The following is a 24,390-nucleotide window of genomic DNA, read 5'->3' as shown; positions in this document are numbered from 1 at the left end:
GCCCTCGCCGCGCGGGTTCGCGCGGCGGTTTCGTTTTGAGGCAAGGCGATGGCCGATATCGTATTGAACGTTGAAGTTCGTGAGCAAACCGGCACCGGCGCCGCGCGCGTCGTGCGTCGCAGCGGCAAGGTCCCTGGCGTGCTCTATGGCGGCGACAAGGATCCTGTGGCGATCTCCGTTCCGGCCAACGAGTTCCGCAAGGCGCTCTACACCGGCAAGCTGCTGGGCCACCTGGTGACCCTGAAGTACGGCAAGGAAACCCAGCCGGTCATCGCCAAGGCGATCGACATGCATCCGGTGACCGACGAGCCGTGGCACTTCGACCTCTACCGGGTCGATGAGCACCAGCAGATCAAGATCTCGGTGCCCGTGCACTTCATTAACCACGATGAATCGCCGGGCCTGAAGCGCGGCGGCACCCTCAACGTCGTGCGTCACGACGTCGAACTGTCCTGCCCGGCCGACGCCATTCCCGAAGAACTGATCTTCGACCTCACCGGTCTCGAGATCGGCGACACCATCCGCATCTCCGGCTTCGACCTGCCCAAGGGCGTGGAAGCCACCGTGGATCGCGACTTCGTCATCGCCACCCTGGCCGGCACCTCGGCCCAGGCGGCGCAGGACGCGGCGGCCGACGCCGAGAGCGCGGGTCCGACCGGCGAAACCGAGGCCTAAATTCCTTTCCGGTTCAGATGGCCTCATCTGAACCGGGCGAGGCCCGCCCTTGACGCTGCTCCGCTCCCGGATTCGTCCACCGAGCGCCCATCTGCCGCGGGGGATTGCATGCTGATCCTTGCCGGCCTGGGCAATCCTGGCAGCCGCTACGCCGGCAACCGGCACAATGTCGGCGCCATGGCCGTCGATGAGATCGCCCGGCGCTGGGCCTTCGGCCCAGAGCGGTCCCGCTTTCAGAGCCTGACCCGCGAAGGGTCCATCGAGACCCCGCAGGGTCCCGTCCGCGCCCTGATCCTCAAGCCCCAGACCTATTACAATGACAGCGGCAACGCCGTGGGCGAGGCGCTGAAGTTCTACAAGCTGACGCCCTCGGACCTCATTGTCTTCCATGATGAGATCGACCTGGCGCCGGGGCGGTTCCGCATGAAGGCCGGCGGCGGCGCGGCCGGCAACAACGGCATCCGCTCCATCACCGGCCAGGTCGGCCCAGATTTCCGCCGCGCCCGGCTGGGCGTCGGCCATCCCGGCCACAAGGAGCTGGTCCAGGGTCACGTGCTGTCGGACTTCCACAAGGTCGAGCAGGCCTGGTTGAGCGATCTTCTGCGGGCGTGCGCCGACGCCGCCCCGCTGCTGGTCGCCGGCGAGGACGAAAAGTACCAGGCCGAGGTCATGCGCCTGGCGCCGGCCGACAAGGCCGACACCCGCCAGCAGCGCCAGGGCCGCGACGCGCCCTAGCGGCTACGGCTGACGACAATCCCGGCCGGCTCGGCTAGCCTGATGCGATCAGACGGCATCGTCTGATCGTTGAATCGGGCTCTGCACTCCAAGTCCTGAGCGCGTTTCGTCCCGATAACCGGTTCCCACTTATCGGAACGCGCTCTAAGACGGCCCCGGCTCCAATTCTCCGAGGACTCCATGGCTCTCAAAGTCGCCATCGTCGGCCTGCCCAATGTCGGCAAGTCCACCCTGTTCAACGCGCTGACCCAGACCGCGGCGGCCCAGGCGGCCAACTATCCGTTCTGCACCATCGAGCCCAATGTCGGCGACGTTGCGGTGCCTGAGCCGCGCCTGGAGGCCCTGGCCAAGGTGGCCGGCTCCAAGGAGATCATTCCGGCCCGGATCAACTTTGTCGATGTCGCCGGCCTGGTGCGCGGCGCGTCGAAGGGCGAGGGCCTGGGCAACCAGTTCCTGGCCAATATCCGCGACTGCGACGCCGTGGCCTTCGTGGCCCGCTGCTTCGTCAACGATGACATCACCCACGTCGAGGGCCGCATCGATCCTCTCGCCGACCTGGAGATCATCGAGACCGAGCTGATGCTGGCCGATCTGGAGAGCCTGGAGAAGCGGGTCGCCAATCTCGATAAGCGCGCCAAGACCGGCGACAAGGAGAGCGCCAACACCCTTCGGCTGGTGAAGCTCGCCCTGGAAGAACTGAACGCCGGCCGCCCGGCCCGCACCGCCAAGGTGTCCGAGGACGACGAAAAGGCCTGGCGGATGCTGCAGCTGCTGACCGCCAAGCCGACCCTCTATGTCTGCAATGTGGATGAGGGCGCGGCCGGGACCGGCAACGAAATGTCGGCCGCCGTCGCCGAGCGGGCCAAGCGCGACGACGCCGAGAGCGTGGTCATCTCCGCCCAGATCGAGAGCGAGATCGCCATGCTGGACTCAGCCGAACGGGCGGAGTTCCTGGAGACCCTCGGCCTCGAAGAGCCGGGCCTGAACCGCATGATCCGCGAGGCCTTCAAGCTGCTCGGCCTGCAGAGCTATTTCACCTGCGGCCCCAAGGAGACCCGGGCCTGGACCATCCCTGTGGGCGCCACCGCCCCCCAGGCCGCCGGCGTGATCCACACCGATTTCGAAAAGGGCTTCATCCGGGCCGAAACCATCGCCTTCCCCGATTACATTAAGTTCAACGGCGAAGCCGGCGCCCGCGACGCGGGCAAGCTGCGCCAGGAGGGCAAGGAATATGTTGTCCAGGACGGCGACGTGATGAACTTCCGATTCAACGTCTGAACCGCTCGGGCAGGTGACAGCCGCCCCCCTGTGGCCCTAGGCTTTCACGGCCAAGGGAGAACACCAATGGGCGACACCATTACGCTGAAAAGCCCGGCTGACGGCTATGAGCTGTCGGCCTATCACGAGGCCCCGTTCACCCCGCGCAAAGGCGGGGTCATCGTGCTGCAGGAGATCTTCGGCGTCGACAAATACGTCCGCGCCGACGTCGAGCGCTGGGCCAAGGCCGGCTATGAGGCCATCGCGCCCTCCCTGTTCGACCGCCGCGAGCGGGGCTTTTCGGTGGGCCACGATTCCGAAGGCATGGCCGCCGGCATCGGCCATGCCCGGGCCACACCTCTGGAGCAGGCGCTGGCCGACATCGCCGCGGCCCGGGACTTCCTGAAGCCCCGGGGCAAGGTCTGCGTGGTGGGTTATTGCTATGGCGGCTCGCTCGCCTGGCTGAGCGCGGCCAAGGTCGAGGGGATCGCGGCGGCGTCGAGCTATTATGGCAGCATGGTCAAGGCCAATGCCGAGCTGCCGCTGGCCTGCCCCGTCATCGTCCATCTCGGCCACACCGATCCGGGCATCAAGGCCGACGAGGTCGAGGCCGCCGTGAAGGCCGCCCATCCGGAGGTTCCGGTCTATATCTATGAGGGCGCGGGCCACGGCTTCAACAATGAGAGCCCCGAGCGCTATCACGAGGAGGCCGCCGACCTCGCCCGCCTGCGCACCCGCGAACTGTTCGAGAGCGTATGAGCCGGGCCGGCGAGACCATCCGGCTGGAGAGCCGCGCCGACGGCTTTTCGTTCGATGCCTACCACGTGAAGCCCGGCGACGCCCGGCGAGGCGGGCTGGTGCTGATCCAGGAGATCTTCGGCGTCACCGATCATATCCGCGAGGTGGCCGACGGCTTCGCCGAGGACGGCTATGAGGTGATCGCGCCGGCCTTCTTCGACCGCCAGCAGAGGGGCTTCGAGGCGAGCTACGAGCCGGCCGACATGGTCCAGGCCGTGGCCCTATCCCAGGCCGCACCCTGGGACGAGGTTACTGGCGATGCGCAGAGCGCCATAGACGCCCTTCAGGGCCCAGTCTTCGTGGCCGGCTTCTGCTGGGGCGGGGCGGCGAGCTGGGCCGTGGCGGCCCGCTGTGTGGGCGTGGCGGCGGCCTCCTGCTTCTACGGCCGGCGGATCACCGAACTGCTGGACGAGGCGCCCCGTTGCCCGACCATCCTGCATTTCGGCAAGACCGACGCCTCTATCCCGCTTGAGCAGGTGGAGGAGATCCGGGCGCGCTATCCCGACATGCCGGTGCACCTTTACGACGCCGGCCACGGCTTCGCCTCGGACCGGCGCAAGGACTACCAGCCCGACGCCGCCCGCCTGGCCCGCCTGCGCACCCTGCAGCTCTTCACCCGCAGCGGCGGCGGCCGCGGCGAAGGCGCCTAGAGATAGGATCGAAGGTCCAGCCAGGCGACGACCTTGGTTTCGAACGGCAGGGTGAAGGCCGGGCTGCTGGACGGCAGGGTCACCAGGGCCGGGCCCGGCGCCTCGGTCAGCTGCGCCTGGCCCATGCGGGCGGCCGTGCCGCCATTGAAGCCGATGGCGGCCAGCTTCGGCAGGCCGGCGATCAGGTCCTGAAGGGCGTTGGGCTGGGCGGCCTGGATGGCGGCGTCCAGGCTTCCGACCCGCCGCGCCGTCTTCACCGTGTCCCAGAGGCCGACGCCACGCCGCAGAAGGTGAGCCAAGCGGTCTTCATAAGCGTCAGGCATCCGGCTCTCGGTCACCGCCGCCATCAGCCGCCAGAACTGGTTGCGGGGATTGGCGTAGTACTGACCCCGCTGCAGCGAGACCTCGCCGGGCAGGCTGCCGAGGATCAGCAGGCGAGTGTCGGAGTCGATGACCGGTGGGAAGGACGACTTCAGGGCCGTCACCGGCTATTCGCCTTCAAAGGCCACCAGGGTGGAGATGGGCACGCCGGCCGCCGCCAGCCGCGCCGCGCCGCCCAGATCCGGCAGGTCGACCACGAAGGCCGCAGCCACGATCTCCGCCCCGCCCTGTCGCAGCAGCTCCGCCGCCGCCAGGGCCGTGCCGCCGGTGGCGATCAGGTCGTCCACCAGCATGACGCGTTCGCCGCTCACAAAGGCGTCCAGATGGACCTCCAGGGCGTCGGAGCCGTATTCCAGGGCGTATTCCACCGAGCGGGTCCTGTGCGGCAGCTTGCCCTTCTTGCGCAGGGGCACGAAGCCGGCCGACAGCTGATGGGCCACGGCCCCGCCCAGGATGAAGCCGCGAGCCTCGATGCCGGCCACCTTGTCGATCTTCAGGCCGGCGAAGGGCTGGACCAGTTCGTCCACCGCCTGGCGGAAGGCTCGCGCATCGGCCAGCAGGGTGGTGATGTCGCGAAACTGGATGCCCGGCTTGGGATAGTCGGGAATGGTGCGGATCGTCGATCTCAAGTCCATGGTCGCGCCTCCCGGCCTGCCGGCCGCGCGCGGCCCACCTTTGACGCTTATCGCCGAGGCCGCGGGCCTTGGCTATGGTTCCAGCCCGGCTGCAGGCTGGTTCTGCGTGAGACGCCCCATGACCGCCCCGCCCGCCCTTCCCCTGGCCCTGTGCCTCGCCCTGATCCCGGCGATGGGCGCCGCAGCCCCGCTGGCCTGCTGGTACGAGCACGGCGTCATCGTGGTCCCGGCGAACGTCGCCGGCGCGGCTGGCGACTACATCCTCGACACCGGCGCGCCCCGCACCGAACTGCACGACACCCGCGCCCGGGGCATGGGCCTGAGCGGCGACGCCACCCAAGGCGAGGTGGACATCGGCGGTTTCAGCTTCCCTGATCGATCCCTGGCGATCGTCAGCCAGGACGCCCGCACCTACGCCTTTCCGACCCCGATCGCCGGGGTCATCGGCGCCGATGTGCTCAAGGCGGTGATCGTGGAGGTGGATTTCAGGCCGTGCCACGTGGAGCTGTATGCGCCGCCTGACGACCCTGCGCTCAAGATGCGGTCGCAGGCTCAGGATCTGCACTGGACGGCGGGGCGGCCGGTGATATGGGCGGCGCTCAGCGACGGGGCGACCGCCCGCCGCATCCTGGTCGCGCCCTCCACCGGGCTCGACGCCGCCGTTCGTCTGGCGCCCGGTGAGGTCGCCGGCATGGCCGAACCGGAATCCCTCGCCCCCTACGAAGCCGGACGCGCAGCGCTTCGGGCCTTCTCCCTAGGCGGCGTGCTGTTTGAGAATCTGAAAGCCGGGCTTGGCGGCGACGAGGTCAGCGCCGTGGGTCCAGGCGCTCTGGAGCGCTGGCGCCTGCGCTTCGATTTTCCCGCCGGGCGGCTTCTGCTGATCACGGACGATCATCCATGAAAAAGCCCGCCGGATCGTTCCGGCGGGCTGATCATGGTCCTGGCGACGCGGCCTAGTGGGCGACGTTGCGCCAGATGCGGCGGTAGCTGGCATAGAGCAGGCCGGCGAAGATCACGAGATAGATCATCGCCCCGAAGCCGAAGGCCTTGCGCTCTTCCATCTTGGGCTCGGACGCCCAGGCCAGGAAGGCCGCTACGTCCTTGGCCTGCTGATCGATGGTCGACGGCGTGCCGTCGTCGAAGGTCACCTTGTCCGGCGCCAGCTGCGGCGGCATGGCGATGAAGCCGCCGGGCGGGGCATGGCCCTCCCCCGTCCAGAACGGTGTCGTGTCGCCGGCCATATAGGGATTGTAGTACTGGCCAGCGGCCACCTGCAGCCCGGCCGGCGGATCTCGATAGCCCGACAGCAGGGAATAGATGTAGTCCGCGCCATGGTGACGGGCCTTGGCCATCACCGACAGGTCCGGCGGCAGGGCCCCGCCGTTGCTGGCGCGGGCCGCCGCCTCGTTGGGGAAGGGGCTCGGGAAGGCGTCGGCCGAGGTGCCGGGGCGCTGGATGACGTCGCCGGTTTCGGAGTCGATGTCGTTGATCTGATATTCCGCCGCGATGGTCTTCACGTACGGGTTGTCGTTGGGGTTGCTGTAGTCCGGATCGTAGAAGGGCCCGCCCTTCTGGCCGAGGTTCCGGAACGACATCAGCTCCATGCTGTGGCAGGCCGCGCAGACCTCCCGATAGACCTTGTAGCCGCGCTGCAGCTGGGCCTGGTCGAACTTGCCGAACGGGCCCTTGAAGCTGAAGTCCACGTGCTTGGGGGGCGCAGCCTCCCCGGCGGCGAGCGCCGGGCCGCCCACCAGAGCCAGGCCGAGCGCGGCCAGAGCGATACCTTTACGCAGCATCTGGGCTCAACCCTTCTTTTCAGGCGCAGCCGTCGCGCCGGCCGGCGTGCTCGCCGGATGGGACAGGACAGGCGTGGAGATCGATTCCGGCTGGGGCAGCGGCGTTTCGGTGAGGCCCAGCAGGGGCAGGATCACCAGGAAGTAGCCGAAGTAGTAGAGGGTGGCCAACCGCGACAGCCAGACCATGCTGTTCAGGTCCGCGTCGATCAGGGTGAAGGTCGACAGGCCCGGGATCACGTGGTTGTCGGGAAGCTGACCGCCGCAATAGCCGAGCACCAGGCAGGCCAGGACGAAGATCAGGAAGTAGAGCTTGCCCGTCGGCCGGTAGCGCATGGAGCGCACCTTGGAGGTGTCGAGCCAGGGCAGGACGAACAGCACCGCAATGGCGCCGAACATCAGGATCACGCCGCCCAGCTTGTCCGGCACCGCCCGCAGGATCGCGTAGAACGGCAGGAAGTACCATTCCGGAACGATGTGCGACGGGGTGACCAGCGGGTTGGCTGGGATGTAGTTGTCGGCGTGGCCCAGCGCGTTCGGATTGTAGAACAGGAAGCAGGCGAACAGGATCAGGAACAGCACGATCGCGAAGCCATCCTTCACCGTATAGTACGGGTGGAAGGGCACGGTGTCGGCCTTGGACTTCACGTTCACGCCGGTCGGGTTGTTGTTCCCCGGCACGTGCAGCGCCCAGATGTGCAGGCCGACGACGCCGGCGATCATGAACGGCAGCAGGAAGTGCAGCGAGAAGAAGCGGTTCAGCGTGGCGTTGTCCACGGCGAACCCGCCCCACAGCCAAGTGGTGATCGCCTCGCCGACGATCGGCAGGGCGCCGAACAGGTTGGTGATCACGACCGCGCCGTGGAAGCTCATCTGACCCCAGGGCAGGACGTAGCCCATGAAGGCGGTGGCCATCATCAGCAGGTAGATGACGCAGCCCAGGATCCACAGCACCTCGCGGGGCGCCTTGTAGGAGCCGTAATAGAGGCCGCGGAACATGTGGATATAGACCGCGATGAAGAACATCGAGGCGCCGTTGGCGTGCATGTAGCGCACCAGCCAGCCGTAGTTCACGTCGCGCATGATGCGCTCGACCGAGGCGAAGGCGTGGTCGATGTGCGGCACATAGTGCATGGCCAGCACGATGCCGGTGACGATCTGGATCATCAGGCAGACCGCGAGGATCCCCCCGAAGGTCCACCAGTAGTTCAGGTTCTTGGGCGTCGGGTAGTCGACGACGCTGTCCCAGCCGAGCCGGATGATCGGCAGGCGCGTATCGAGCCAGCGCTCGACGCCCGTCTTAGGTTCATAGGTGGAATGTCCGCTCATCGCTGTCAGCCCACCTTGACCGTCGTATCGGAAAGGAATTCGTAGTCCGGCACCGCCAGGTTCAGGGGCGCGGGCCCGCGGCGGATACGGCCGGAGGTGTCGTAGTGCGAACCGTGGCAGGGGCAGAACCAGCCGCCGAAATCGCCGCCGCCGAAGGTCGGCACGCAGCCCAGATGGGTGCAGGTGCCGACGAGGACCAGCCATTCGGCCTTGCCGGGCTTATGGCGCTCGGCGTCTGTCTGCGGGTCACGCAGGTCGGCATTGTCGTCGGCGACGGCCGCGGCGATCTCAGCCTCGGTGCGGCGACGGATGAAGAGCGGCTTGCCCCGCCACTTGATCGTCACCTGCTGGCCGAGGGACACCTTCGTCAGGTCGAAATCGACCGAGGCCAGGGCCAGGGTGTCCGCCGACGGGTTCATCTGGTCGATGAACGGCCAGGCCAGAGCGCCCACGGCGCCCACGGCGGCTGCGCCTGCGGCGATATGAATGAAGTCGCGCCGGTTCGGGTCTTCGCCCGCGGCGTGAGAATCGGGATGTTCGCCCACGACGGTGTCAGCCACCTTTAAGCTACCCTTCGGTTGAGGCGGGGCTCCATGAAGAACCACCGCCCGTTCGGACGCTCACGACAAATCTCGCGACGCCCCGCCTTCGGCCCGACCAGAAGCTCTGGTACAGGCCTGTTTCGGAACCCATACAGGGACGGAAGAGTTTTCGCACTGCATCGCCGCAAAACAAACGCGGCGTCGCGTCGCGATTCGTCTCACGCCCCCGACCAATCCCGTGGCTGGATCGCTTAGAATGCGTTTGGCGCTTTTTCAACCGGACATTCCGCAAAACGTTGGCGCCGCCCTTCGGCTGGCCGCCTGCCTCGATGTCGACCTGGAGGTGATCGAGCCCTGCGGATTCCCGCTATCCGATAAGGCGGTGCGCCGTGCGGCCCTGGATTATGGCCGTCTGGCCCGTTGGACGCGGCGCTCGGGCTTCGCCGAATTCATGGCCGCGCCGGAGCGCACAGAGGGCCGGCTGGTGCTGTTCACCACCCGCGGCGCCCAGCCCCTGCACAGCTTCGCCTTCCAGCCGGGCGACACCCTGCTGTTCGGGCGGGAGAGCCAGGGGGTCCCGCCCGAGGTGCATGACGCCGCTGACGCCCGCCTGCTGATCCCCCTGGCGCCGGAAGCCCGGTCGCTCAATCTGACGGTTTCGGCGGCCATCGGTCTTTCGGAAGCGTTGCGCCAGACCGACGGATTCCCTAAGCCCCTGGTCTCATGACAGACGCCGCCGATCTCGCCGCCACGCTCGCCGCCACGCTCGCCGACCGCAACAGCCGCGCCCGGGCCTGGTTCGACGCCCTGCGCGACCAGATCGTCGCCATCTTCGAACAGCTTGAAGACGAGGCGCCGGCCGATCTCTATCCCGGCGATCCGGGACGCTTCGAACTGACGCCCTGGGACCGGCCGGCCGGCGGCGGCGGGGTGATGGGCTTCATGCAGGGCGGTCGCTTCTTCGAGAAGTGCGGCGTCCATATCAGTCTGGTGCATGGGGTCTTCAGTCCGGAAATGGCCGCCACCATGCCCGGCGCAGACAAGGACCCCCGCTTCACCGCCACGGGCATCAGCCTGATCGCCCACATGCGCAATCCGCATGTGCCGGCGGTGCACATGAACACCCGCTTCCTGGCCACCAGCCAGAGCTGGTTCGGCGGCGGCGCCGACCTGACGCCGACCCAGGACTATCAGCGCAACCAGGAAAATCCCGACGCCGTCGCCTTCCACGGCGCACTGAAGGCGGCCTGCGACCGGCACGACCCGGAGTGGTACGCGCCGTACAAGGCCCGTTGCGACGAGTACTTCTTCCTGCCCCATCGCAATGAGCCGCGGGGTATCGGCGGCATCTTCTACGACCACCACAACTCCGGGGACTGGGAGCGGGACTTCGCCTTCACCCAGGATGTTGGCCGCGCCTTCGCCGAGGTCTATCCGGCCATCGCCCGAGGCCGGATGGCCACCCCCTGGACCGAGGCCGACCGCCAGGAGCAGCTGGTGCGCCGGGGCCGCTATGTGGAGTTCAACCTGCTCTACGACCGGGGCACCATGTTCGGCCTGAAGACGGGCGGAAACATCACCTCGATCCTCTCCTCCATGCCCCCGATGGTCAGTTGGCCCTGATCGGCGCGCGACCCTGGTTTGCCTCCTGGACCTTGGCTGTGCGAGGGTTGGGTATGCGAAATCTGATATTTACGGTCTTGGCAGGCGCGTGTCTCGCCGCCTGCGGCCCGCAGTCGAGCCCCTCCGGCGAGAGCCCTGAGGCGCCGGCCCCCGCGCCCAAGCCCGCCGTCGTCGGGCCCATCCTGATTACCTTCAGCGAGCAGGGGGCCGGCGAAATCAATGGCGACACGGCTATGGACGTCCGCCGGCTGGGCGGACTGTTTCCGGAGTCCACGGTTCGGCGGGCGCCGCCCAGCGGGGGGAATACGACCCCGACCATCACGGTTCGACGCGACGACGGGCTGGAACTCGATCTGCTGTCGGCGCCCGATGCGCCCACCGTCGGGCGCATCCTCGGCCGCGCCGGGCCTGTCACTGGCCCGCAAGGCGAACAGATCGGCGCGTCCTGGTCGGAGATGGGATTCCTGACGGAAACCTGTGTTCGGGGTTCGGGCGAGATGGCCGCCAGCCTGATCTGCTACCGGCAGGGGGCGCCGCGGCTGGGCTATGTGTTCGGACTGCCGGGCTTCACGGGACCTGCCAACGCCGTGCCGGAGGCGGGCTTCCTGACCGACAATGCGCGGCTCACCGCCTTCATGTGGTCGGCCCAGGCTAGCTAGGTGATCTCGTCCAGCAGGGCGACAAAACCATCGGGTGAGAGCGGCTGGGGATTGGCCGCCTGACTCTCCACGCTGGCCACCAGCAGAGCCGCCACGGCGCTGGCGACGACGAAGATCAGCTTCGGGGATGTCATGCCGGGCTCCCGTGAACGTCCTTGGGTCTGCAACTCCTAACCTCTCCGGGTCCGGATCGTTGCGAGAAAGGCGTCGATCCAGCCGCCGACCCGCAAAGCATCGTTGGGCGCCGCATAACTGGCCACCGCCTGATCGGCCTGCGCATCGTCATAGCGGCTGCCGCGGCGGGCCTCGATCAGGGCCTTCGCATAGGCCGGCTCGAACTCCGGATGCAGCTGGATGGATATGGCCGGCTGGTCGTCATAGGCCAGCATGCCGAACGGTGTGAATCCGCTGGCGGCCACCACCCGGGCGCCCGGCGGCGGCGCGACCACCTGGTCCTGATGCGAGGCGGCGACGGCGATGGGCGCGGCGCGGTCCATCCAGGCCGCCGGGTCCGTCACCTCATAGGTGTGCAGGCCGACGCCCCAGCCCTTGGGGGATTTGATCACCTGGCCGCCGAAGGCCTGGGCCATGATCTGGTGGCCGAAACAGACCCCCACCAAGCCCGCCCGCCGCCTGGCGGCCCGCAGGAATGTGCTCAGATCCTCGATCCAGGGCAGCGGGTCGTAGACGCCAGCCGACGATCCAGTGACCAGATAGGCCTCGCAGGCCTCCGGGGTCGCGGGCAACTCCCCGGCCTCGGCGTCGAACACCACATAGTCGTGAGCTTCCGGCCCCAGCAGGGCCTGAAACATGGACGGATAGCCGCCGAACTGCGCCTCCAGCGGCGCCGGGGGGGTGCCGGTCTTGAGGATGCCGAGCTTCATGGACGGTCCTAGTAGGCCATGCCCTGGGCGACGGCCTTCAGCTTCTCGATGGCGGAGAACTTGTCGTCGAGGAAGTCATGGTCGATCCACCAGTCCTCGACCTCCTGCAGCACCTGGCCGACCATCGGCCCCTTGGGCACGCCCGCGTGGACCACCTCGTCCCCCGTCAGGGGGAAGGGCGGCGGGCTCCAGCTGTCGCCGAGCGCCAGCAGGCCCCGCCACTGGGCGGCGGTGGCGGTGCGGTTCGACCGCGCCCAGGCGAGCTTGACCCGGTCATGGAAGGTCTGGGCGCCCAGGGCGTAGACCGCCCGGCGGGATTCCCGCGGGCTCATCCAGCTGGTGATCCGCGGGCCCTGCCCCTTGGCGGCCACCAGGCGGTCGCGCTCGGCGTTAGAGAGGCGAAGGCGCTCGGCGGCCTGGGCCACGCCGATCTGGTCGGCCGGCAGCAGGCAGGCCAGACGCAGGATCGGATCGCATTCGAAGAGCATCTCGCTCTCGATCTCCACCAGCGCCTCGAAGTCATGCAGATCGGCCACAGCCGGCAGGATCACGGCCAGCACGCCGGTTTCGGCCATCAGCCGCACGCTGGCCCGCGGGTCATCGGCGGCCAGCAGCTTGAGCAGCTCCTTGGAAACCCGCTCTCCAGGCCGGTCGGCCAACGCATCGCGCAGGGCCTCGCAGGCCGCCAGGGCCTCGGGGTCGGGGGCGCCGCGGCCGTACCAGGCATGGAAGCGGAAGAACCGCAGGATACGCAGATAGTCCTCGGCGATCCGCGTCCGGGCCTCGCCGACAAAGACCACCTGCCCTGCCCGGGCGGCCGCAAGGCCGGTTCCCAGGGGATCATGGATCGTCCCGTCGCGGTCCGCATAGAGGGCGTTGAGGGTGAAATCCCGGCGCTGGGCGTCCTCGACCCAGTCGGTGGTGAAGGCCACCACGGCGCGACGGCCGTCCGTCTCCACATCGCGCCGCAAGGTGGTGATCTCAAGGGGCTGGCCATGAGCCAGCGCGGTGACCGTGCCGTGTTCGATCCCGGTGGGAATGGCCTTCAGGCCCGCCGCGCCCAGGGCGGCCGTGACCTCGTCTGGCGTCAGGGTGGTGGCGATGTCGATGTCGCTGACCGGCTGGCCCATGACGGCGTTGCGGACCGCACCGCCCACCACCCGGGCGCAGCCGGCCCCGGCCCTGGCTTCCAGGGCGTCGAACACCGCCGCCGTCGCCGGCGCGCTCAACCAGGGGCGTGGACCAAGGCTCTCGCTCATGGGGCGGGTGTTCCCTTTTCCTCGAAGCGGCCTGGGGTGACCCGGCCGCCTTCTGTGACTTCCGCCGGCACATAGACCTCGCCGCGGTTGTCCGATTGGAACACGACCATGAACAGCAGCGAAAGGCCAAACAGCAGCGCTGAACCTGTGGCCAGCCAGACCCAGGGGGTCGCGCCCATCGGACGGCCGGTGCGCTTGGAATATTCGGCCCAGATGAACCAGACCACGAAGGGCAGTGCGATCAGCACCGAGCGGAGAAGAAAAACCCTAAGCAACCGCGCCTCCGTAGAGCCGGTCATAGAGCGACCGCAGCATGCCGGCCGTGGCGCCCCAGATGAACCGGTTCTCATGTGTCATGGCATAGAAGCGCCGGAGCTGGCCGGAAAACTCCCGCTCGTGCTCCTCGTGATTGGCCGGGTCCATGAGAAAGCCGAAAGGCGTCTCGAACACGTCAGCGACTTCCGCGGGATTGGGGGCCAGGGTGAAATGGGGCTCGATAAAGCCCACCACCGGCGTCACCAGGAACCCCGTGCCGGTGCGATAGGGCGTCGAGAGGCCGCCCAGGGTGACCAGGGTGCGCGGGATGCCGACCTCCTCCTCGGTCTCCCGCAGGGCGGTCTCCCAGACCGTTTCGCCAGGATCGCGCCGACCGCCGGGAAAGGCGATCTGGCCGGTGTGGCGACGCAGGGTGTCGGCCCGCCGGGTCAGCAGCACTGAATAGCCGTGCTCACGCTCGATCAGGCCGACCAGCACGGAGGCCGGGGTCGGGGGCTCAGGCTCGTCGGCCAGGTCTATGGAGCGCGGGCCGAAATCCGAGGCCACGACCCCGTCCACCGGATCATGGTCTTCGAGGGGATCGAGCCGCTGGGTGATCCATTCGCGCAGCGCCCCGACGGGCGAACTGGGGCTCACGAGACGGGCGCCTCCGACCGGCCGATCGCGAACCACATTCCGCCAGACTCGACGCCCAGCACCCCGTCCCGCTCCTGCGCCATCTCCACAAGTTCGTAGAAGACCGGGCGGCTGATCAGCGCCTCAAGCCCGCGACGCACGTGCAGATAGGGCCGCGGTTCCTGGGTGGTCGGGTCGATCTCCACGCGCAGGGCGTTGTCGGCGCCGGCCTCGACCACATCGCCGACATTTGTGGTGAAGGCCAGGACGGGTGAGCCGTCCGACCCGGCGGCGACGTCCAGGGCCGTGGCGATGAAGGGGGCGTCCTCCACCGTGATCCTCATCTTCTCCACCGGCGTCACCAGCCAGTAGCCGTCCGGGTCCTTGCGCAGGACGGTGGAGAAGAGCCGCACCAGGGCCGCTCGGTTGATGGTCGCGCCCTCGTGAATCCAGCGGCCATCGGCGGCGATCACGATGTCGATTTCGCCGGAATGGGCCGGATTCCACAGGTGGACGGGGGGCAGGCCGCGGCCCGGCGCCTGCTTGGCCGCCGCGATCACCCCATCCAGGCCGGGCTTGGATTCAACCTCTGTCATAGGGGGAAGGTAGGCGTGCGCGACGGGCGCCTCAAGGCGCCGTAACGGCGCCCTGCAACGGGGTCTGGCCCTGTTCGTCGTCCCGCAGGCGCTTCAGGAGCAGCCGGCGCGGGTCCACCGGTCCGGGCATGACCACCCCGGCCGTCGCCTCGGCCGAAAAGCCCAGCCGGCCGAAGAAGGGCGGGTCGCCCACCAGCAGCACCTCGGCAAAACCCGCTGCTGCGGCGGCGGCGCAGGCGGCCTCCACCAGCCTGGCGCCGGCCCCCAGGCGCCGGGCCGCAGCGTTCACCGCCAGCGGGCCCAGGAAGATCAGTCGCCGGCCGCCCACGGCGATCTCCGACTGGCGGACCACGCCCACCAGACGCTCGCCCTCCCAGGCGCAAAAGGACAGATCGGCCCGGAGGGGAGAGAGCTCCCGCACCCGCTCCGAAGCCTTGGCGAAGCGCCCGGGGCCGAAGGCGTGATCCAGCAGCGCCTCGATGACGGGGCCATCCTGGGGCGTCTCGGGACGAATTTCAGGCGCTGGAGTCGGAACGGAGTCCGCAAGGGGAACGAAGGCGGCGGTCATGGGCGAACTTTGCGGCGAACTTTGCAGGCTGCGAGATAGACGGACCCGGCCCGCGACTTCGGCGGCGCCAGGCGGCTCTAGAGGATGCGGATTTCGCGTCCGGTTCGTCGCAGCGCACGCATAGCGCCCTCGCGGTCAGCCTCGGCGATCATGTCGCCCGAAGCGCGCCGGATAAGGCCACCGCGACCAGAGGTCAATGGGAACCGAATGCGCCGTTGCGGGGGGCGGTCGCTCGGGCCAAGTTGCGCCGCCCATGTCCCAGTCCCCTCCCGAGTCGCCGGCGTCAGACCCCCTACCCTCCGCCCGCGCCCTGCTGGGCCAGAGGAGCTACCTGCTGTTCTGGGGCTCGCGATGGGCCAGCTCGATCGGCGTGCAGGTCCAGAGCGTGGCCCTGGGCTGGCAGATCTATGAATTGGCGCGCCGGACCATGGATGTCGCCGAGGCCGCCTTCGTGGTCGGCATGGTGGGGCTGGTCACCTTCATTCCGGTCTTCCTGCTGACCCTGCCGGCCGGCGAGGCCGTGGACCGCTACGACCGGCGCAAGATCCTGCTGGCCTGCTACGCCGTCGAGCTGACCAGCGCGGGCATACTGGCCGTCGCCACCTGGCGCGATTTCGCCTCGGTGCCGCTGCTGCTGTGTGTGGCGGCGATCTTCGGCGCCGGGCGGGCCTTCATGTCGCCGGCCGGCACGGCGCTCGGTCCGATGCTGGTGCCCCGCAGCCTGCTGCCCCGGGCCATCGCCTGGAACTCGCTGGCCTGGCAGACCGCCGCCATCGCCGGCCCGGCCATAGGCGGTCTGCTGCTGGCCCGTTCCACGGCGCTGGCCTACGAGACCGCCTTCTGCCTCTACGTCGCCGGCGCCACGCTCACCTTCTTCATCAGCGGCCGCACCAAGCCCGACCTGCAGCCCGGCTCCCGCCTGGCCTTGATCAAGGAGGGACTGATCTATGTGTGGCGCCAGAAGATCGTCTTCGGCGCCATCTCCCTCGACCTGTTCGCCGTCCTGCTGGGCGGGGCCACGGCCCTGCTGCCGGTCTTCGCCCGCGACATCCTGCATGTCGGCGAGGAGGGGTTTGGCCTGTTGCGCGCCGCGCCTGCCATGGGGGCGACGGTCATCGCCCTGGTGCTGGCCGCCCGGCCGATCCGCGCCAACGCCGGGGTGACCATGTTCGCCGGCGTCGCCGTTTTTGGGCTGGCGACCATCGTCTTCGGGATTTCGCGTTCGCTCTGGCTGTCGGTGGCGGCGCTCGCCATCCTGGGCGGGGCGGACATGCTCAGCGTCTATGTGCGCCAGACTCTGATCCAGCTGGTCATTCCCGACAATATGCGCGGCCGGGTGGCGGCGGTGTCGACCCTGTTCATCGGCGCGTCCAACGAACTGGGCGAGTTCCGCGCCGGGGTCTTCGCCCGCTTCATGGGGGTTGTGGCGGCCGCCGTGGTGGGCGGCGTGGGCACGTTGATCGTCACCGGCCTTTGGGCCAAGCTCTTTCCCGACTTGCGCAAGGCTGACCGCCTCGAATAACAATCCGCGCAATATTCTTTTAGGGAGATAGATCCATGGGCGTATTAGACGGCAAGGTTGTCCTCGTCACCGGCGGCGGCAACGGTATTGGACGTGAGTGCGCGCTGATCGCCGCGCAACAGGGCGCCAAGGTTCTGGTCAATGACCTGGGCGGCAGCCTGAAGGGCGAGGACGAGGGTTCCGCCGGGCCGGCCGAACAGGTCGCTCAGGAAATCCGCGCCGCCGGCGGCGAAGCGGCCTCCAACTCCGACAGCGTCACCAACTACAAGGCGGTCGAAGGCATGGTCGAGCAGGCCATGGACACTTTTGGCGGCCTGCATGCGGTCATCAATCCGGCCGGCATCCTGCGTGACGTGATGTTCCACAAGATGTCGGAAGACGACTGGGACAAGGTCATCGACGTGCACATGCGCGGCTCGTTCAACGTGGCCCGCGCCACCATCGAGCTGTTCCGCAACCAGAACGACGGCGCCTACATGTTCTTCACCTCGACCTCGGGGCTGCTGGGCAATATCGGCCAGGCCAATTACGGCGCGGCCAAGATGGGCATCGCCGGCCTGTCGCGGATCATCGCCATGGAAGGCGAGCGCAACAACGTCCGCTCCAACTGCCTGGCGCCCGTCGCCTGGACCCGCATGACCCAGTCGGTCCCGGTCAAGGACGAAGCGGCCGCCAAGCGCCGCGAAGCCATGGCCGCAGCCATCCGCGCCGACCAGCCCGCCCGCCTTTCGGTGGCCCTGGTCTCGCCGGCTGCGTCCCACGTCTCGGGCCAGGTGTTCGGCGCCTCGGGTGAGAACATCATCCTCTACTCGCAGCCCCGCCCGATCTCGACCCAGACCAAGGAAGAGGGCTGGAGCGTCGACACCATCCTGTCCGAAGCCGTCCCGGCCATGAGCGACAAGTTCTTCCCGCTGTCGCGCGGCCCCCTCGCCAGCCAGGGCGCCGCCCCGGCCAAGGCCGGCTCCTAAGACCTAGCGGTCTGAACTGACCGAAACGACGAGGCCCCGGTTCGAGAGAGCCGGGGCCTTCGTTGGAGCCCCGCAACCGGTGACCAGGCCTTGCCGTCTGGAGAAGGATGGGATTCAGACGTTTTGGCTTCGGCCCCTGTAGGCTAAGCTCATGCTCGCTACCGCTCTAAGCCTCGGCCTCATAACCTCAATGGCCCTTGAAGAACGCGCACCTGACCAGCGGCCGCTGCCAACAGCGCTGATATCCATTGGCTACGTCGAGGCAAAACTCTCCGACTATGCGACGTCTCCTGACTACGGGAAGCGGCTTACAGATCCTGCCGGATTTCTGGCCTTTTCGGCCGACTTTGTGGGGGATGGCCGGCTCGGCCGTGCCCGAGTCTTGCGGAACGTCGAGCGCAACATCGCGTACGTAGTGGTCGTGCTTGAGCGGGAGAAGATCGACACGCACGTCATTGAATCGATGCCCCTCGACCAAGCCGAGAAGATTGGCATCCGAGTTGCGCCCCCTAGCGATGAAAGCATCAGGGCCGTCGGAATCAAAATTTTCAGTCTGGACGGGCTGGACTCCAGAACGTTCGATTTAGTCGACGACGACTTCCAGCAACGGATCGAGCCGTAGCCTCCTCCAAAGTACGCAACGGTCGTGAGCCGAACTCATGGCGTCCCTCACCAGCTGACAAGAGCGAAGCTGGTTGCCAAGCGCCACTTCACCGGGCGTGACCACGCAGGGCGGCGGGGTCGACAGAGCTCAATAGACGGGCTCAATCTCCCACCCGGTGAAGCTCAACATGACCAGACCCAAGGCGCGCACGCTTCCCCGGTCCGGCGTCCAGCGCTCGACATAGCGATAGCGGCCTCGGTCCACGCCTTCGAAAATCCATTGTGCTCCGTCGAACCCCCAGTCGCAGGACACCGCCCTTAGCCGAAGGCCGTTCGCGACCGACAGAGCTCTGCGGAATTGGTTCGCCTCGTCCTGACTCAACCCCCTGACGATTCGCGCCTCAACGGAGCCCGGTTCATATCCCCCCATGCCCGACAGGCGAGAGGCCGTCATCAGCAAGGCGCCGCTCTTAGCCTGCTCGATACGTATCACGATGGGCTTGTCGAATGATCTGAGCCAAGTGAAACGATAGACATCCTGTGTGGGCGCCTCTGGATTCACCGCCTCCAGCAACGACGGCTCACCGGCCGCCGAGAGATGGGATGAATACCAGGCCACTTCCATTTCGCCTAAGATGGGACGGGTCCCGATATCTATATCTCTACACGTATAGCTCGTTTGGCTGAGGGATGCAGGAAAGTAGCCCGGGACCGCTTCTGCGCGTTGACGGCCCCTCAGTTGCGACGGCTCCGCATAGCCTGCGGCTTGTGGTGCCGGAATGTGCTCGAGCGGGAACGCCAATTGAGCCCCCACAATCGTAGCGATGATCCCGATTGTGATGGGCAGCAGCAGTAGCCCCATGATCAGCGCATACCCAACCGGCCGCTTTGCCCGGTCCGCCCGCACGAATGGACCGATCAGGGCGGCGCGACCGGTCAGCAGCGCACGGATCCACCCCGCGACAAGAAGCGCCGTGATGCAGAGCACGAAGGCGAAGACTGCAAGCTCGGCCATGAGATCAGCCTAGCGGGATCAGGCGGCCCCGCAATGTGAAGTTGATGGCCCAGCCCAGGCGCCGCCCCGGCCAAGGCCGGCGCCTAAGCGCCAGCTGGTCGTTCAGACCGAAACGACGAGGCCACGGTTCACGAAGAGCCGGGGCCTTTTCGTTGGGTGGGAGGCGGCGCCAGATCGCCGCTGTCTGAAGATCACGGAAACGGGCGCCACAGCAGATCGTGTCCGACCCGAAGCTTGATCTCAGGTTGCAGGCGCTTCTACGGTGGCGGCTTCCACAGCAGCACCGGGTCCGACGATGGCTATCATCACCGCCAGCCGCTATCGCGACACGCTCGTGGGCACGGCCGACGCCGACAGCATCATGGGCAGCGCGGGTCCCGACTATGTGACCGGCGGCCCAGGCGACGACACCATTGTCGGCTCCGACAGCTACAGCGAATGGTACACGCCAGACGTGCTGCGCGGGGGCGGCGGCAATGACCTTATTTCAGCGCCCTACAACTACGGCGCTCTCCTGTTCGGCGACAACGGCGACGACACCCTCTCTGGGTCGGCCGTCATGCCAAACCAGCAGTTTGTGGCCCTGGAAGGCGGACCCGGCAATGATCTGATCAACGGGAACGCCGCGCCCGGCGAGCAGATCGTCGTCAGCTATGTCACCGCCACCGGCGGCGTCAGCGTCAACCTCAGCATCACCACACCCCAGTCGGTCGGTGGCGGAGCCGGCGTCGACACGCTGCGCCAGCTTGGCGGCGTGCTGGGATCGGCCCATGACGACGTGATCTCAGGGGGCGACACCCCGACTTTGATCTTCGGCGGCGCCGGCGACGATCGGCTCCAGGCCGGCTCGGGCGGCGGCACGATTCGAGGCGACCAGGGCAATGACACGATGATCGGCGGGTCCGGCGTCGATTGGGTCTCCTACGCAGACTCCATCCTGGCCGAGCCTGAGTTCGCCTACCTGCCGAGCTTCCGCGCCGCGGCAGGCGTCCGCGTGGATTTGGCGGCAAGCACGGCCCAGGAGGTGGGCGCAGGCTTTGGGAGCGACCTTCTGATCTCAATCGACGGGGTGGAAGGCACGCGCTTTTCCGACACCCTCATGGGAGACGGGCGTGACAACAGCCTGATGGGCGGCGCCGGCGACGATTGGCTGGAAGGCCGCGAGGGCGCCGACAGCCTCTCCGGCCATAACGGCGCCGACACCCTGCTGGGCGGCGCGGGAAACGACACACTCTCCGATGTTATGGGCCCCGGCCGTCTCGAAGGCGGGGACGGGAACGACGTGATCACGGGGGGCGGCCTCGCCCTCCCCATTCCCGCCGGCGCCCTCGCCGCGGCCGTCGCCAATGGAAACGCCGGCGCTGACACCCTGTCGGGCTTCGATTTCACGGACTGGCTCCGCGGCGGCAAGGGGAACGACAGCATATCAGGCGGCGGCGGAAACGACTTCCTCTCCGGCGATCGAGGCGACGACACGATCAGCAGCGGCGCCGGCGCCGACATCCTCCACAGCTTCGCGGGCGCAGGGCTTGATCGCATCCTCGATTTCGACGCCGCCGCCGGCGACCGCGTGCAGCTCCTGGCAGGCACTAGCCATACCCTTCGCCAGGAGGGCGCGGACACGATCGTCGACCTGGGCGGTGGAGACATGGTGGTGCTGGTCGGCGTCCAGTTAAGTGCGCTGCCCGCGGGATGGCTGCTGAGCTCATAGCTGGTCATTGCCCACAGGCTGAAGCTTGAAGCTCAGCGAGCGAGCTGATGAGCGAGGTTGCTGTCAGCCGGGGCCTCCTCGCGCGAGTTCATGCCATAGTCGCGGACCACCAACGCGATACGCAGCCGGTAGTCGGCAAAGATGTCAGCGCGGCCCGCTCCACCGGAAGCCAATTGTCACAGCCGCCCCGCCCGTTAGGCTAACCCATGCCCCCTCCTCTGACCGACAAGCCCATCGCCATTGCATCCGACCATCGGGGCGTCGCCCTGAAGGCGCGGCTGTCGGCGTGGCTGGTCGCCAATGGCTACGGCGTGAACGACTGCGGGACGGACAGCGCCGCCGAGCGGGTCGATGCGATGGACTATGCGCTGCGGCTGGTGGACGAGATCCGGGCGGGGCGCACCGACTTCGCGCTTGGCATATGTGGCAGTGGGCAGATGATGGCGATAACCGCCAACCGCTTCCCCTTCATGCGCGCGACGCTGCTCCATACCGCCGCGGCAAGCGCGCCGGCCCGGCAGCACGGCGACGCCAACATGCTGGTCCTGGGGGCCGACACCACCGAGCCTGCCGCCGCCGAGCATATCCTCGCGGCCTTCCTCGCCACGCCGGCTCTGGGCGACCGCTACGCCGAGCGTCGCGAGCGTCTGGCCAAGCTCGATGTCTCCCAGCCCCCGACCTAGTTCGTCTCCCGACCGAAAGCCTTGCGCAGTTCGTCCTTGGCCGCCTCCAGGGTCTTGCGCTGCTTGTCCGGCAGGTTGTCGCCGGCGCGGTTGATATAGAAGGTCAGCATGGACATGGCCGACTGGAAGGGCGTGCCCTTCTTGCGGTGGCTGTGCTCGGCCGAGCGCTTGAGCGAGGCGGCGATCTCGGCTGGGTCGTCGCGGGTGAAGACCTCGTCTTCCAGGTCCAGCGCGTCGCTGTGTTCGGTCACGTCCTGCGACCACTTTTCGGTCTTGCGGGTCATTCGATTTCCTCCTCATCGGAAGAACTCGCCTGCCCGGCCTGCGGTTTCGGCTCATCGGTTAAGCATCCGCTTGACTCTTCTGGCGCGCCGGCTAAACACTTAAGTCAATGCTACAGTATCAACCCGCACCCCTCGACGTCGCCTTCCAGGCCCTGTCCGACCCGGGCCGCCGCGCCATGGTGGAGCAGCTGAGTCTTGGGCCGGCCTCGGTCAGCGATCTGGCGCGGCCCCTACCCATGACGCTTTCGGCCGTGGTCCAGCATCTGAAGGTTCTGGAGGAGGCGGGGCTGGTGAAGAGCCGGAAGGTGGGGCGCGTGCGCACCTGCAGCCTGGAGATCGGGGCCATCGCCCAGATCGAAGGCTGGATCGCCGAGCGCCGACAATTCTGGGAGCAGCAGTACGACCAACTGGAGGCCTATCTGGCCCAGACCGCCCCGCAGGAGCCGGACCGATGACGCTGATCAACGCCACCTTCACCATCGAGCGGGTGCTGGCCGCCACGCCGGCCCGAGTGTTCGCCGCCTATTCGAGCCTGGAGGCCAAGATGGCCTGGTTCAAGGCGCCGGCCGATATCGAGACCCTGAACCGCGACTTCGACTTCCGCGTCGGCGGCAAGGAGCGGTTCCATGCCCGATGGCCGGACGGCAAGGTCACCGACTTCCAGGCCACCTACCACGATATCGTCGAGAACGAACGGATCGTGCTGGTCTACGACATGTTCCACAACGACGAGAAGCTGTCGGTCTCCCTCCAGACCCTGGAGTTCCGCCCCGACGGCGAGAAGACCCGGCTGATCCACACCGAGCAGGGCTCCTACTTCACCGGCGGGATAGAGGCGGTTCGGGGCCGAGAGCACGGCACGACCTGGCATGTCGACAACCTGGTCGCCCTGATGGAGGGGCGGGAAGCCCGAGCCTTCGCATGACCCTGGAATTTTTCGCCCACCCCTTCTCGTCCTACTGCCAGAAGGCGCTGATCGCCTTCTATGAGAACGACGTCCCCTTCACGTACCGGATGCTGGAGGATCCCGGCGTCGGCGACGAGTTCGCCACCCTCTGGCCGATGAAGCGTTTCCCGATCCTAAGGGACGATGGCCGCGTGGTGCTCGAGGCCTCGGTCATCATCGAATATCTGCAGGTCCATCGTGCGGGGCCGGTGAGACTGATCCCGGACGATCCCGACCTGGCGCTGGAGGCGCGCATGCTGGACCGCGTCTTCGACAACTACGTCATGACGCCCCAGGGCAAGTTTGTTTACGATTCCCTCCGGCCCGCCGACCAGCGCGATCCCCTCGGGGTGGATGAGGCGCGCCAGATGCTGGAGACCAGCTATGCCTGGCTCGACCAGCGGATGCAGGATCGCACCTGGGCCGTCGGCGAAACCTTCACCCTGGCCGACTGCGCGGCTGCGCCTTCGCTCTTCTATGCCGACTGGACCTATCCGATCCCGGAGGCCTGCGCCGCGCTCAAGGCCTATCGCCAGCGGCTTCTGGAGCGGCCGTCCTTCGCCCGCGCAGTGAACGAGGCCCGGCCCTTCCGCCACTATTTCCCGCTGGGCGCGCCGGACCGAGATTGATGGAGGCCGGCTGGCGCCGATCTTGCTTAACGTCGTGCGACATCCCGCCACGGAGACCCGCACCATGTTCGCCAGCATAGGCGCGTCCAACCCCTTCGCCGCCATGGCCGCCGCCGCGGCCAACAGGCCGACGTCGAAAGAGGTCACGCTGGAGATTGGGAAGACCTCGAATCCGCGCGAGGAAATCCAGCAGGCTGGCGGCTTCTACGAGTGGCAGAAGAAGGTGAAGCGCGAGAAGCTCGAGGCGATGATCCGCGAGCAGGTGGAAACCGAGTTCGCCGCCCGCGGGGCCACAGGCGCGGAGGATCAGCAGGCGCTGAAATCCTCCATCGCCGAAGAGATCGCCAAACGCCTGCGCGAGGCCATCGAGCAGGAGGCCAAGGCCGACGCCCAGTCCGGCGAGGCCAAGGGCGCCATCATCGACATTGCGGTTTAGGCGGGTTCGGGTCTCAGGGCGCCGGCGTTCTCCCATCCGTCGTGGTCAGGCTTGACCCGAGGGGGACGGGCGACAGGTGGGCCGGACTTCGATCAGCCCTCGCGACTGGCCCGCCAGGCCTCGCGCGTCAGCTCCCAATAGAGGCTGCGGCGCACCGTGCCGTCGGGCCGGACATTCTCCCGCTCGCCCATGCGCACAAAGCCCGCCCCATCGATGGCGGCGATGGAGCGGACATTGTCCAGCGCCGCGGTCAGGCCGATCAGGCGCACGCCCAGGGTCTCGAACATGAAGGCCGCGGCGTTGGAGACCCCGCCGCGC

At 67.6% G+C, this 24,390-nt stretch carries 33 protein-coding genes; 18 read left to right on the top strand and 15 right to left on the bottom strand.

The genetic code is table 11. The annotated features are described in order from the left end of the window. The first annotated feature begins 48 nt into the window (after positions 1-48). The 5 genes from V7702_RS11370 to V7702_RS11350 all read left to right on the top strand — a co-directional run bounded on the left by V7702_RS11370 (position 49) and on the right by V7702_RS11350 (position 4,115). The gene (locus tag V7702_RS11370; RefSeq protein WP_335650229.1) at positions 49-675 is read left to right on the top strand and encodes a 50S ribosomal protein L25/general stress protein Ctc; all 627 of its coding nucleotides are present in this window, start codon (positions 49-51) and stop codon (positions 673-675) included. Between the two features lie 108 nt (positions 676-783). After that, positions 784-1,410, top strand: coding sequence for an aminoacyl-tRNA hydrolase (pth, locus tag V7702_RS11365; protein ID WP_335650228.1), 627 nt, complete (start codon positions 784-786; stop codon positions 1,408-1,410). 180 nt (positions 1,411-1,590) lie between these two features. After that, positions 1,591-2,688 carry a redox-regulated ATPase YchF gene (ychF, locus tag V7702_RS11360; protein ID WP_335650227.1) on the top strand — a complete coding sequence of 366 codons (1,098 nt, stop codon included), beginning with the start codon at positions 1,591-1,593 and terminating at the stop codon, positions 2,686-2,688. Positions 2,689-2,754: 66 nt separating this feature from the next. Further along, complete coding sequence (locus V7702_RS11355; protein ID WP_335650226.1) at positions 2,755-3,426, top strand: dienelactone hydrolase family protein; 672 nt, start codon at positions 2,755-2,757, stop codon at positions 3,424-3,426. Continuing rightward, positions 3,423-4,115, top strand: coding sequence for a dienelactone hydrolase family protein (locus tag V7702_RS11350; RefSeq protein ID WP_335650225.1), 693 nt, complete (start codon positions 3,423-3,425; stop codon positions 4,113-4,115). The genes V7702_RS11355 and V7702_RS11350 overlap by 4 nt, the downstream gene beginning before the upstream one ends. Here the strand turns inward: V7702_RS11350 and V7702_RS11345 are convergent. Both V7702_RS11345 and V7702_RS11340 read right to left on the bottom strand, forming a co-directional pair. Next, positions 4,112-4,600 (bottom strand): DNA-deoxyinosine glycosylase, encoded by a 489-nt coding sequence (locus tag V7702_RS11345; RefSeq protein WP_335650224.1) that lies wholly within the window; start codon positions 4,598-4,600, stop codon positions 4,112-4,114. The two genes, V7702_RS11350 and V7702_RS11345, sit on opposite strands and share 4 nt — an antisense overlap. A gap of 3 nt (positions 4,601-4,603) precedes the next feature. Next, positions 4,604-5,131, bottom strand: a complete 528-nt coding sequence (locus V7702_RS11340; protein WP_335650223.1) for an adenine phosphoribosyltransferase — start codon at positions 5,129-5,131, stop codon at positions 4,604-4,606. Positions 5,132-5,249: 118 nt separating this feature from the next. Between V7702_RS11340 and V7702_RS11335 the strand changes: the two genes are divergently transcribed. Then, entirely contained in the window at positions 5,250-6,032 is a 783-nt protein-coding gene (locus V7702_RS11335; protein WP_335650222.1) for a hypothetical protein, read from the top strand. Positions 6,033-6,084: 52 nt separating this feature from the next. Here the strand turns inward: V7702_RS11335 and V7702_RS11330 are convergent, their stop codons facing one another. The 3 genes from V7702_RS11330 to petA are packed head-to-tail and all read right to left on the bottom strand — an operon-like array spanning position 6,085 to position 8,813. Then, positions 6,085-6,927 (bottom strand): cytochrome c1, encoded by an 843-nt coding sequence (locus V7702_RS11330; RefSeq protein WP_335650221.1) that lies wholly within the window; start codon positions 6,925-6,927, stop codon positions 6,085-6,087. A gap of 6 nt (positions 6,928-6,933) precedes the next feature. After that, positions 6,934-8,253 carry a cytochrome b gene (locus V7702_RS11325; RefSeq protein ID WP_335650220.1) on the bottom strand — a complete coding sequence of 440 codons (1,320 nt, stop codon included), beginning with the start codon at positions 8,251-8,253 and terminating at the stop codon, positions 6,934-6,936. Positions 8,254-8,258: 5 nt separating this feature from the next. After that, positions 8,259-8,813, bottom strand: coding sequence for a ubiquinol-cytochrome c reductase iron-sulfur subunit (gene petA / locus V7702_RS11320; protein WP_335650219.1), 555 nt, complete (start codon positions 8,811-8,813; stop codon positions 8,259-8,261). A gap of 238 nt (positions 8,814-9,051) precedes the next feature. Between petA and V7702_RS11315 the strand changes: the two genes are divergently transcribed. Genes V7702_RS11315 through V7702_RS11305 form a run of 3 tightly spaced genes read left to right on the top strand, consistent with a single transcriptional unit; the run spans position 9,052 to position 11,077 of the window. Continuing rightward, the gene (locus tag V7702_RS11315) at positions 9,052-9,522 is read left to right on the top strand and encodes a tRNA (cytidine(34)-2'-O)-methyltransferase (protein WP_335650218.1); all 471 of its coding nucleotides are present in this window, start codon (positions 9,052-9,054) and stop codon (positions 9,520-9,522) included. Then, positions 9,519-10,418: an oxygen-dependent coproporphyrinogen oxidase gene (gene hemF, locus V7702_RS11310; RefSeq protein ID WP_335650217.1), complete on the top strand. Its 900-nt coding sequence runs from the start codon at positions 9,519-9,521 to the stop codon at positions 10,416-10,418. Before V7702_RS11315 ends, hemF begins: the two co-directional genes overlap by 4 nt. A 53-nt stretch (positions 10,419-10,471) precedes the next feature. Continuing rightward, positions 10,472-11,077 carry a DUF1131 family protein gene (locus V7702_RS11305; RefSeq protein ID WP_335650216.1) on the top strand — a complete coding sequence of 202 codons (606 nt, stop codon included), beginning with the start codon at positions 10,472-10,474 and terminating at the stop codon, positions 11,075-11,077. Here V7702_RS11305 and V7702_RS11300 read toward each other — a convergent pair. The 7 genes from V7702_RS11300 to V7702_RS11270 are packed head-to-tail and all read right to left on the bottom strand — an operon-like array spanning position 11,074 to position 15,275. Next, the gene (locus tag V7702_RS11300) at positions 11,074-11,211 is read right to left on the bottom strand and encodes a hypothetical protein (protein WP_335650215.1); all 138 of its coding nucleotides are present in this window, start codon (positions 11,209-11,211) and stop codon (positions 11,074-11,076) included. The two genes, V7702_RS11305 and V7702_RS11300, sit on opposite strands and share 4 nt — an antisense overlap. Positions 11,212-11,247: 36 nt before the next feature. Beyond that, positions 11,248-11,961, bottom strand: a complete 714-nt coding sequence (locus V7702_RS11295) for a glutamine amidotransferase-related protein (RefSeq protein ID WP_335650214.1) — start codon at positions 11,959-11,961, stop codon at positions 11,248-11,250. Between the two features lie 8 nt (positions 11,962-11,969). Continuing rightward, on the bottom strand, positions 11,970-13,220 hold the full coding sequence (locus V7702_RS11290) for a CCA tRNA nucleotidyltransferase (protein ID WP_335650213.1): 1,251 nt from the start codon (positions 13,218-13,220) through the stop codon (positions 11,970-11,972). Next, entirely contained in the window at positions 13,217-13,495 is a 279-nt protein-coding gene (locus V7702_RS11285) for a hypothetical protein (protein WP_335650212.1), read from the bottom strand. Before V7702_RS11285 ends, V7702_RS11290 begins: the two co-directional genes overlap by 4 nt. After that, positions 13,488-14,132, bottom strand: coding sequence for a CoA pyrophosphatase (locus V7702_RS11280; RefSeq protein WP_335650211.1), 645 nt, complete (start codon positions 14,130-14,132; stop codon positions 13,488-13,490). Before V7702_RS11280 ends, V7702_RS11285 begins: the two co-directional genes overlap by 8 nt. After that, positions 14,129-14,707, bottom strand: a complete 579-nt coding sequence (locus V7702_RS11275) for a DUF1285 domain-containing protein (RefSeq protein WP_335650210.1) — start codon at positions 14,705-14,707, stop codon at positions 14,129-14,131. The genes V7702_RS11280 and V7702_RS11275 overlap by 4 nt, the downstream gene beginning before the upstream one ends. Before the next feature lie 31 nt (positions 14,708-14,738). Then, positions 14,739-15,275, bottom strand: coding sequence for a GNAT family N-acetyltransferase (locus V7702_RS11270; protein WP_335650209.1), 537 nt, complete (start codon positions 15,273-15,275; stop codon positions 14,739-14,741). 253 nt (positions 15,276-15,528) lie between these two features. Between V7702_RS11270 and V7702_RS11265 the strand changes: the two genes are divergently transcribed. The 3 genes from V7702_RS11265 (at position 15,529) to V7702_RS11255 (ending at position 18,387) form a co-directional block, all read left to right on the top strand. Continuing rightward, the gene (locus V7702_RS11265) at positions 15,529-16,797 is read left to right on the top strand and encodes an MFS transporter (RefSeq protein WP_335650208.1); all 1,269 of its coding nucleotides are present in this window, start codon (positions 15,529-15,531) and stop codon (positions 16,795-16,797) included. Positions 16,798-16,832: 35 nt separating this feature from the next. Continuing rightward, positions 16,833-17,765, top strand: a complete 933-nt coding sequence (locus V7702_RS11260; protein WP_335650207.1) for an SDR family NAD(P)-dependent oxidoreductase — start codon at positions 16,833-16,835, stop codon at positions 17,763-17,765. A gap of 151 nt (positions 17,766-17,916) precedes the next feature. Then, entirely contained in the window at positions 17,917-18,387 is a 471-nt protein-coding gene (locus V7702_RS11255) for a hypothetical protein (protein WP_335650206.1), read from the top strand. A gap of 129 nt (positions 18,388-18,516) precedes the next feature. On the opposite strand, the gene V7702_RS11250 is transcribed toward V7702_RS11255, so the two are convergent. Beyond that, positions 18,517-19,383: a hypothetical protein gene (locus tag V7702_RS11250; RefSeq protein ID WP_335650205.1), complete on the bottom strand. Its 867-nt coding sequence runs from the start codon at positions 19,381-19,383 to the stop codon at positions 18,517-18,519. A gap of 295 nt (positions 19,384-19,678) precedes the next feature. Here V7702_RS11250 and V7702_RS11245 point away from each other — a divergent pair, with 295 nt between their 5' ends. Both V7702_RS11245 and V7702_RS11240 read left to right on the top strand, forming a co-directional pair. Further along, positions 19,679-21,094 carry a calcium-binding protein gene (locus V7702_RS11245; protein ID WP_335650204.1) on the top strand — a complete coding sequence of 472 codons (1,416 nt, stop codon included), beginning with the start codon at positions 19,679-19,681 and terminating at the stop codon, positions 21,092-21,094. Between the two features lie 206 nt (positions 21,095-21,300). Continuing rightward, positions 21,301-21,777 (top strand): RpiB/LacA/LacB family sugar-phosphate isomerase, encoded by a 477-nt coding sequence (locus V7702_RS11240; RefSeq protein ID WP_335650203.1) that lies wholly within the window; start codon positions 21,301-21,303, stop codon positions 21,775-21,777. On the opposite strand, the gene V7702_RS11235 is transcribed toward V7702_RS11240, so the two are convergent. Next, complete coding sequence (locus V7702_RS11235; RefSeq protein ID WP_335650202.1) at positions 21,774-22,061, bottom strand: DUF3175 domain-containing protein; 288 nt, start codon at positions 22,059-22,061, stop codon at positions 21,774-21,776. The two genes, V7702_RS11240 and V7702_RS11235, sit on opposite strands and share 4 nt — an antisense overlap. Positions 22,062-22,168: 107 nt before the next feature. Here V7702_RS11235 and V7702_RS11230 point away from each other — a divergent pair, with 107 nt between their 5' ends. The 4 genes from V7702_RS11230 (at position 22,169) to V7702_RS11215 (ending at position 24,072) form a co-directional block, all read left to right on the top strand. Beyond that, positions 22,169-22,516: an ArsR/SmtB family transcription factor gene (locus V7702_RS11230; protein ID WP_335650201.1), complete on the top strand. Its 348-nt coding sequence runs from the start codon at positions 22,169-22,171 to the stop codon at positions 22,514-22,516. Further along, on the top strand, positions 22,513-22,986 hold the full coding sequence (locus tag V7702_RS11225) for an SRPBCC domain-containing protein (protein WP_335650200.1): 474 nt from the start codon (positions 22,513-22,515) through the stop codon (positions 22,984-22,986). Before V7702_RS11230 ends, V7702_RS11225 begins: the two co-directional genes overlap by 4 nt. After that, positions 22,983-23,636 (top strand): glutathione S-transferase family protein, encoded by a 654-nt coding sequence (locus V7702_RS11220; protein ID WP_335650199.1) that lies wholly within the window; start codon positions 22,983-22,985, stop codon positions 23,634-23,636. The genes V7702_RS11225 and V7702_RS11220 overlap by 4 nt, the downstream gene beginning before the upstream one ends. A gap of 64 nt (positions 23,637-23,700) precedes the next feature. Next, positions 23,701-24,072: a hypothetical protein gene (locus tag V7702_RS11215; RefSeq protein WP_335650198.1), complete on the top strand. Its 372-nt coding sequence runs from the start codon at positions 23,701-23,703 to the stop codon at positions 24,070-24,072. Between the two features lie 92 nt (positions 24,073-24,164). Here the strand turns inward: V7702_RS11215 and V7702_RS11210 are convergent. Then, positions 24,165-24,390, bottom strand: a 226-nt coding sequence (locus tag V7702_RS11210) for a GNAT family N-acetyltransferase (protein ID WP_335650197.1), incomplete at its 5' end; no start/stop codon positions are given.

Source organism: Phenylobacterium sp., assembly GCF_036963605.1.
Classification (GTDB): Bacteria; Pseudomonadota; Alphaproteobacteria; order Caulobacterales; family Caulobacteraceae; genus Phenylobacterium.
The sequence above is the reverse complement of the archived record's forward strand: the minus strand, read 5'-3'. Positions and strand labels throughout refer to the sequence as shown.

What these genes read in the sequence shown, in the direction of transcription:
- V7702_RS11370 (WP_335650229.1), top strand. Translation starts at nt 49, where the DNA reads ATGGCCGATATCGTATTGAACGTTGAAGTTCGTGAGCAAACCGGCACC.
- V7702_RS11240 (WP_335650203.1), top strand. Translation starts at nt 21,301, where the DNA reads ATGCCCCCTCCTCTGACCGACAAGCCCATCGCCATTGCATCCGACCAT.
- V7702_RS11230 (WP_335650201.1), top strand. Translation starts at nt 22,169, where the DNA reads ATGCTACAGTATCAACCCGCACCCCTCGACGTCGCCTTCCAGGCCCTG.
- V7702_RS11275 (WP_335650210.1), bottom strand. Translation starts at nt 14,707, where the DNA reads ATGACAGAGGTTGAATCCAAGCCCGGCCTGGATGGGGTGATCGCGGCG.
- V7702_RS11270 (WP_335650209.1), bottom strand. Translation starts at nt 15,275, where the DNA reads ATGACCGCCGCCTTCGTTCCCCTTGCGGACTCCGTTCCGACTCCAGCG.
- V7702_RS11355 (WP_335650226.1), top strand. Translation starts at nt 2,755, where the DNA reads ATGGGCGACACCATTACGCTGAAAAGCCCGGCTGACGGCTATGAGCTG.
- V7702_RS11225 (WP_335650200.1), top strand. Translation starts at nt 22,513, where the DNA reads ATGACGCTGATCAACGCCACCTTCACCATCGAGCGGGTGCTGGCCGCC.
- pth (WP_335650228.1), top strand. Translation starts at nt 784, where the DNA reads ATGCTGATCCTTGCCGGCCTGGGCAATCCTGGCAGCCGCTACGCCGGC.
- V7702_RS11330 (WP_335650221.1), bottom strand. Translation starts at nt 6,927, where the DNA reads ATGCTGCGTAAAGGTATCGCTCTGGCCGCGCTCGGCCTGGCTCTGGTG.
- hemF (WP_335650217.1), top strand. Translation starts at nt 9,519, where the DNA reads ATGACAGACGCCGCCGATCTCGCCGCCACGCTCGCCGCCACGCTCGCC.
- V7702_RS11325 (WP_335650220.1), bottom strand. Translation starts at nt 8,253, where the DNA reads ATGAGCGGACATTCCACCTATGAACCTAAGACGGGCGTCGAGCGCTGG.
- V7702_RS11305 (WP_335650216.1), top strand. Translation starts at nt 10,472, where the DNA reads ATGCGAAATCTGATATTTACGGTCTTGGCAGGCGCGTGTCTCGCCGCC.
- V7702_RS11235 (WP_335650202.1), bottom strand. Translation starts at nt 22,061, where the DNA reads ATGACCCGCAAGACCGAAAAGTGGTCGCAGGACGTGACCGAACACAGC.
- V7702_RS11295 (WP_335650214.1), bottom strand. Translation starts at nt 11,961, where the DNA reads ATGAAGCTCGGCATCCTCAAGACCGGCACCCCCCCGGCGCCGCTGGAG.
- V7702_RS11350 (WP_335650225.1), top strand. Translation starts at nt 3,423, where the DNA reads ATGAGCCGGGCCGGCGAGACCATCCGGCTGGAGAGCCGCGCCGACGGC.
- V7702_RS11215 (WP_335650198.1), top strand. Translation starts at nt 23,701, where the DNA reads ATGTTCGCCAGCATAGGCGCGTCCAACCCCTTCGCCGCCATGGCCGCC.
- V7702_RS11340 (WP_335650223.1), bottom strand. Translation starts at nt 5,131, where the DNA reads ATGGACTTGAGATCGACGATCCGCACCATTCCCGACTATCCCAAGCCG.
- V7702_RS11245 (WP_335650204.1), top strand. Translation starts at nt 19,679, where the DNA reads ATGGCTATCATCACCGCCAGCCGCTATCGCGACACGCTCGTGGGCACG.
- V7702_RS11335 (WP_335650222.1), top strand. Translation starts at nt 5,250, where the DNA reads ATGACCGCCCCGCCCGCCCTTCCCCTGGCCCTGTGCCTCGCCCTGATC.
- V7702_RS11300 (WP_335650215.1), bottom strand. Translation starts at nt 11,211, where the DNA reads ATGACATCCCCGAAGCTGATCTTCGTCGTCGCCAGCGCCGTGGCGGCT.
- V7702_RS11290 (WP_335650213.1), bottom strand. Translation starts at nt 13,220, where the DNA reads ATGAGCGAGAGCCTTGGTCCACGCCCCTGGTTGAGCGCGCCGGCGACG.
- ychF (WP_335650227.1), top strand. Translation starts at nt 1,591, where the DNA reads ATGGCTCTCAAAGTCGCCATCGTCGGCCTGCCCAATGTCGGCAAGTCC.
- V7702_RS11265 (WP_335650208.1), top strand. Translation starts at nt 15,529, where the DNA reads ATGTCCCAGTCCCCTCCCGAGTCGCCGGCGTCAGACCCCCTACCCTCC.
- V7702_RS11250 (WP_335650205.1), bottom strand. Translation starts at nt 19,383, where the DNA reads ATGGCCGAGCTTGCAGTCTTCGCCTTCGTGCTCTGCATCACGGCGCTT.
- V7702_RS11220 (WP_335650199.1), top strand. Translation starts at nt 22,983, where the DNA reads ATGACCCTGGAATTTTTCGCCCACCCCTTCTCGTCCTACTGCCAGAAG.
- V7702_RS11255 (WP_335650206.1), top strand. Translation starts at nt 17,917, where the DNA reads ATGCTCGCTACCGCTCTAAGCCTCGGCCTCATAACCTCAATGGCCCTT.
- V7702_RS11260 (WP_335650207.1), top strand. Translation starts at nt 16,833, where the DNA reads ATGGGCGTATTAGACGGCAAGGTTGTCCTCGTCACCGGCGGCGGCAAC.
- V7702_RS11315 (WP_335650218.1), top strand. Translation starts at nt 9,052, where the DNA reads ATGCGTTTGGCGCTTTTTCAACCGGACATTCCGCAAAACGTTGGCGCC.